Origin of the sequence: Longimicrobium sp., assembly GCF_036554565.1 — a bacterium.
Taxonomy (GTDB): Bacteria; Gemmatimonadota; Gemmatimonadetes; order Longimicrobiales; family Longimicrobiaceae; genus Longimicrobium.
In genome coordinates, this window is the sequence record NZ_DATBNB010000079.1 from 1 (window position 1) to 5,075 (window position 5,075).

At 70.8% G+C, this 5,075-nt stretch carries 4 protein-coding genes; all 4 read left to right on the forward strand.

Annotation, left to right across the window (positions count from 1 at the left end; all coding sequences use genetic code 11):
• The first annotated feature begins 550 nt into the window (after positions 1–550).
• On the forward strand, positions 551–2,761 hold the full coding sequence (glgB, locus tag VIB55_RS02140) for a 1,4-alpha-glucan branching protein GlgB (protein ID WP_331875016.1): 2,211 nt from the start codon (positions 551–553) through the stop codon (positions 2,759–2,761).
• 45 nt (positions 2,762–2,806) lie between these two features.
• Positions 2,807–3,493 (forward strand): hypothetical protein, encoded by a 687-nt coding sequence (locus VIB55_RS02145; RefSeq protein WP_331875017.1) that lies wholly within the window; start codon positions 2,807–2,809, stop codon positions 3,491–3,493.
• Positions 3,494–3,672: 179 nt separating this feature from the next.
• Positions 3,673–4,287: a sigma-70 family RNA polymerase sigma factor gene (locus VIB55_RS02150; RefSeq protein WP_331875018.1), complete on the forward strand. Its 615-nt coding sequence runs from the start codon at positions 3,673–3,675 to the stop codon at positions 4,285–4,287.
• On the forward strand, positions 4,284–5,075 hold a 792-nt coding region (locus VIB55_RS02155; RefSeq protein ID WP_331875019.1), incomplete at its 3' end, for a zf-HC2 domain-containing protein. The genes VIB55_RS02150 and VIB55_RS02155, both read left to right, overlap by 4 nt.

Here is a 5,075-nt window from a genome sequence, read left to right on the forward strand (position 1 = left end):
ACTGCATGCGCAGCCCGGTGCGCGGGGCCGGCCGAAGCGCAATCGAATTCTCCCCTCTCCGCATGCGCAGCATGCGGGGAGGGGCCGGGGGAGGGGCCCGCCGCGGCATGCGCCAGTGCCTGTCGAAATGCCCCACACATCCCGCCGCGACGACGCCGAGGCTCAGGCATCCGTGCCGCTGTCGCGCCCAAGCTGAGAAGTGGCGCAGGCTAGATCCTTCAGCCCGCGACGGATGGTTTACGGGCCGGTTCGGCGCGCCTGGGCCTCAGGATGACAGGGTTGTGGTGGCGCCGCCCCGACCGAAGCGCACCACACTGGCACCCTTCCCCCGCGCAGTTTGCGGGGGAAGGGCTGGGGATGGGGGGCGCCCGAGGCATGCACAGCCGTTCTCCAACCACTCCCGACTCGGTGACGCGTCAGTTGTGTCGAGGGTGGGGCGCCCGATTCGTCCAGCGTCTGAACCAATCCCCCATCCTCCCGTGAGTACGCCCCGGCACGATACTTCCTGCGGGCGCGCCCGAACTCTCAGCGAACGAATCACAGGACGGCGATGGCTTCTGCGACCCTGCTACACGACGTAAACCTGATCCTGACGGCCGAGCACCCGGACCCGTTCCGCGTGCTGGGCATGCACACCGTGTCCATCGGCGGCGAGCTGCGCCTGGTGGTGCGCGCCTTCCTTCCCGGCGCCACGTCCGCCATCCTGGCCGACGAGGACGGCAAGGACGTCGCGCCGATGGAATGCGGGCACCCCGATGGCTTCTTCGAGGCCCTGCTGCCGCGCGGCACCTCCAGCTTCCGCTACCGCCTGCGCGTCGTCTGGCCGGGGGTGGACGAGCCGGTGGAGCTGGCGGACCCGTTCTCGTACCCACCGCTGGTCAGCGACTTCGACCTGTACCTGATCAGCGAAGGCACCCACCTGCGCCTGTGGGAGGTGCTGGGCGCGAAGACCATGGAGGTGGACGGGGTGCCCGGCGTGCGCTTCAGCGTGTGGGCGCCGGCCGCCAAGCGCGTGAGCGTGGTGGGCGACTTCAACCTGTGGGACGGCCGCCGCCACCCCATGCGCCGGCATCCCGCGCAGGGTGTGTGGGAAATCTTCATTCCCGGCCTCCCCGAGGGAACGGCGTACAAGTACGAGATCCTTCCGCACCAAGGCCCCGCGTTCCTGAAGGCCGACCCGCTGGCGTTCAGCGCCGAGTTGCGGCCGGAAACCTCGTCCGTCGTCGCCGACCTGTCGAAGTACGAGTGGGGCGACGCCGAGTGGATGCAGAAGCGCCGCGAGTGGGACTGGTGCGCGGCGCCCGTGTCCGTTTACGAGCTGCACCCCGGCTCGTGGCGGCGCAGGCCGGAGGAGGACGACCGGCCCCTGACGTGGCGCGAGATGGCCGCCGAGCTGCCGGACTACCTTTGCGAGATGGGCTTCACCCACGTGGAGTTCCTTCCCGTGATGGAGCATCCCTACGACCCGTCGTGGGGATACCAGGTGACGGGCTACTTCGCCCCCACCAGCCGCTTCGGCGGGCCCGACGACTTCCGCTTCCTGGTCGACACGCTTCACCAGCGCGGCATTGGCGTGATCCTGGACTGGGTGCCCGCGCACTTTCCCAAGGACGCCCACGCCCTGCGCCGCTTCGACGGCACGGCGCTGTACGAGCATGCCGACCCGCGCCAGGGCGAGCACCCGGAGTGGGGCACGCAGGTGTTCAACTTCGGGCGCAACGAGGTGCGCACCTTCCTGGTGAGCAACGCGCTCTTCTGGCTGGACGAATACCACGCCGACGGCCTGCGGGTGGATGCCGTGGCGTCGATGCTGTACCTGGACTACTCGCGTGGCCCGGGGCAGTGGGTGCCCAACAAGTACGGCGGGCGCGAGAACATCGAGGCCGTGGAGTTCCTGCAGCAGCTGAACACCACCGTGCGCGACCGCTATCCCGGCACGCTGATGATCGCCGAGGAAAGCACGGCCTGGCCCGGCGTCACGCAGCCGGCGCACCTGGGCGGGCTGGGATTCCACCTGAAGTGGAACATGGGGTGGATGCACGACAACCTTCGCTTCATGAGCGAGCAGTCCATCCACCGGAAGTACCACTTCAACCTGCTGACCTTTTCGCTGATGTACGCGTTCAGCGAAAAGTATGTGCTGCCGCTGAGCCACGACGAGGTGGTGCACCTGAAGGGCTCGCTGATCGGCAAGATGCCGGGCGACGCGTGGCAGAAGGCGGCCAACCTGCGGCTGATGCTGGGGATGATGTGGGGCCATCCCGGCAAGAAGCTGCTGTTCATGGGCGGCGAGATCGGCCAGGTGGGCGAGTGGAACGAGAACCGCTCGCTGGACTGGCACCTGCTGGGCGATCCGCTGCACGCCGGCATCCAGCGGTGGATGAAGGACCTGAACGCCGCCTACCAGCGCGAGCCCGCGTTCTGGGAAACGGACTTCAGCCACGAGGGATTCGAGTGGATCGACTTCCGCGACGTGGAGCAGACCGTCCTCTCGTTCATCCGCCGCGCGACCACGTCGGGGCAGGAGCTGGTGTTCGTCTGCAACTTCACCCCGGTGATCCGGCAGCAGTACCACGTGGGCGTGCCGCGCGCCGGCCGCTACCGCGAGGTGCTGAACAGCGACGCGGCGGCGTACGGCGGCAGCAACGTGGGGAACAGCGGCTGGGTAGAGACGGTTCCGCTGGCGGTGCACGGCCGCGGGCAGTCGCTGCCATTGACGTTGCCGCCTCTTGGCATTCTCATTTTGCAACGCGAAGACTGATGCGGGCGGATTCCTTTCCGCCCGCCTGAACCCATCTGGAAGATCATGGCCAAGAAGAGCGGGACCAGCTCCATTCCCCAGGACGACGTCGGCGACGGGCCGGGCACCACGCGCGGCCGCAGCCGGGCAGCCGATGCAGCCGCCGAGGCGATGGCCCCCGGCGGCGCGAGGCCGGCGCGCGGCGGCAAGGCGCCCGGCACCGGCGTAGCCGTAGGCGACCAGCCGGCGTCGGTCACCCGCACCCGCGCCCCGAAGGCAGGGGCGGCCGTCGCCAAGTCCCCGACGAAGCCGGCGGCGAAGACCGCCGCGAAGCCGGCCAGCAAGCCCGCTTCCAAGACCGGCAAGAAGCGCGAGACGTTCGACGAGACCGTGGCCCGGCGCAAGCAGCAGAAGGAGATCGACCAGCTGCAGGCCGACCTCCGCGCCTTCGCCATCGCCCGGCCGGGCGGGTGGAACCACGAGGACTGGCTGGGCTTCCTGGATTCGCTCCGCCAGAAGGGGCACGACCTTTCGGCGCCGGAGGAGATCGGCTCGCGGCTTGAGCGCGAGCGGCTGGGCGTGGTGCTGAGCGGCATCCAGGGACTCGGGCCCAAGCGGGTGGATGCGCTGGTCGAGCGGTTCCACACGCTGTACAGCGCCCGCCACGCCAGCGTGGAGGAGTTCGCCGGCGCCGGGCTCCCGCGGGCGGATGCGGAGCGCGTGCTGCGGGAACTGCAGGAGCGCTACCCCTGAGCACCGGCCTGGTCTGAAGGCCGGCACCACGCGGAGCCGCGGGAGATCCTTTCCCGCGGCTCCGTCGTTTTCCCCCTCGGCCTTGTTCTCGCATGGGCCCGCGGACGCTTGCGCACGCTTCTGCCTCCATCCAGCTTCCGTTCATGCATCCGGACCGACAACTTCTCCCGTACCCATCTGTGAGCGATCCCGCGCCCGGGCGTCCACGGCCCGGCTCCGCATCCGCCGATGACGCGGACCTGGCCCTGGTGCGCGCCATGGCCGCGGGCGACGAGCGCGCGCTGGGGCTGCTGTACGATCGCTGGCAGCCGCTGCTGCACTCGCTGATCTTTCACATCGTCGGCGATGCGGGCGATGCTGAAGAGGTGCTGGAGGACGCGCTCTGGCAGGCGTGGCGGCAGGCGGGCACGTACGACGAGTCGCGCGGCAGCGTGCGCACCTGGCTGACGACCATCGCCCGCAGCCGGGCGCTGGACCGGGTGCGCGTGCGCCGGGCCGCGCGGCAGGAGATTTCGCTGGACGATGCCCCGGCCTCCGCGGAGTTCGTGCTGGCGGGCGGCGGCCCAGCCGAGGCGGCGGAAGCCGCGGACCTGAGGGCGCGGGTGGAGGAGGCGCTGGCCGCACTTCCGCCGGACCAGCGCGAGACGGTGGAGTTGGCCTACTTTCGCGGGCTGAGCCAGACGGAGATCGCGGAGGCCACGGGCCAGCCGCTGGGTACCGTAAAAACGCGGGCCCGGCTGGCGCTTCAGAAGCTGAGAACGGCGCTGTCGAGCCTTCGGGAGGAGGCGCCATGACGATAGAACTGACGCACGACGAAGCTCGCGAGGCGCTGGGCGCGGAGGCGCTGGGTGCGCTCGACGGCGCCGAGCGCGAGCGGGTGCTGGCCCACGTGGCCGAGTGCGACGCCTGCCGCGCGGAGCTGGACGCGTTGCGCGAGGCGGCGTCGCTGGTGGCGCACGCCGCTCCCCATCGCCCGCTGGCCCCCGCCCGCGCCGCGGACCTCCGCTCGCGCCTGCTGGCCAGGGCGGCGGCGGATGGCGCCTCGCAGGACGACGTGACCATCGAGGCGCCGCCGGTGCCGCGCCCGGTGGTTTCCGATGCGCAGGTCGATGCGGGGCCGGCGCGGCCTGCTCCGTCCCGGCCCGACGTGATTCCCATCACCTCCGCTCGCCGGGGCCGCGGGGCGATGGCGGGGTGGCTTGCCGCAGCCGCGTCTCTGCTGCTGCTGATCGCCGCCGGCGTGTACGCGTCCGGACTGCGGCGGCAGGTGGATGCGCTGCAGGCCCGGGCGACGCGGCTCGAGGCGGAGCGCACGCGGCTGGCGGAGCGCGTTCAGCAGGGCGAGGCGACCGTCGCGTCGCTTTCCGGGCCGGCGGTGAAGGTGATCGAGATGGCGGCGGCGCGGCCGGCGGACCCCACAGGCCGCATGTTCTGGGATATCAGGACGGCGCGCTGGACCTTCTTCGCCCACAACCTTCCCGCTACACGGCCGGGCCGCGAGTACCAGCTGTGGCTGGTGACGGCGGATCGCAAGATCAGCGCGGGCACCTTCCGCCCCGGGCCGCGCGGCAGCGCAGTCGTG

Bases quoted from the DNA above. Each gene is read 5' to 3' on its own strand.
- glgB (WP_331875016.1), top strand. From the start codon at position 551: ATGGCTTCTGCGACCCTGCTACACGACGTAAACCTGATCCTGACGGCC.
- VIB55_RS02145 (WP_331875017.1), top strand. From the start codon at position 2,807: ATGGCCAAGAAGAGCGGGACCAGCTCCATTCCCCAGGACGACGTCGGC.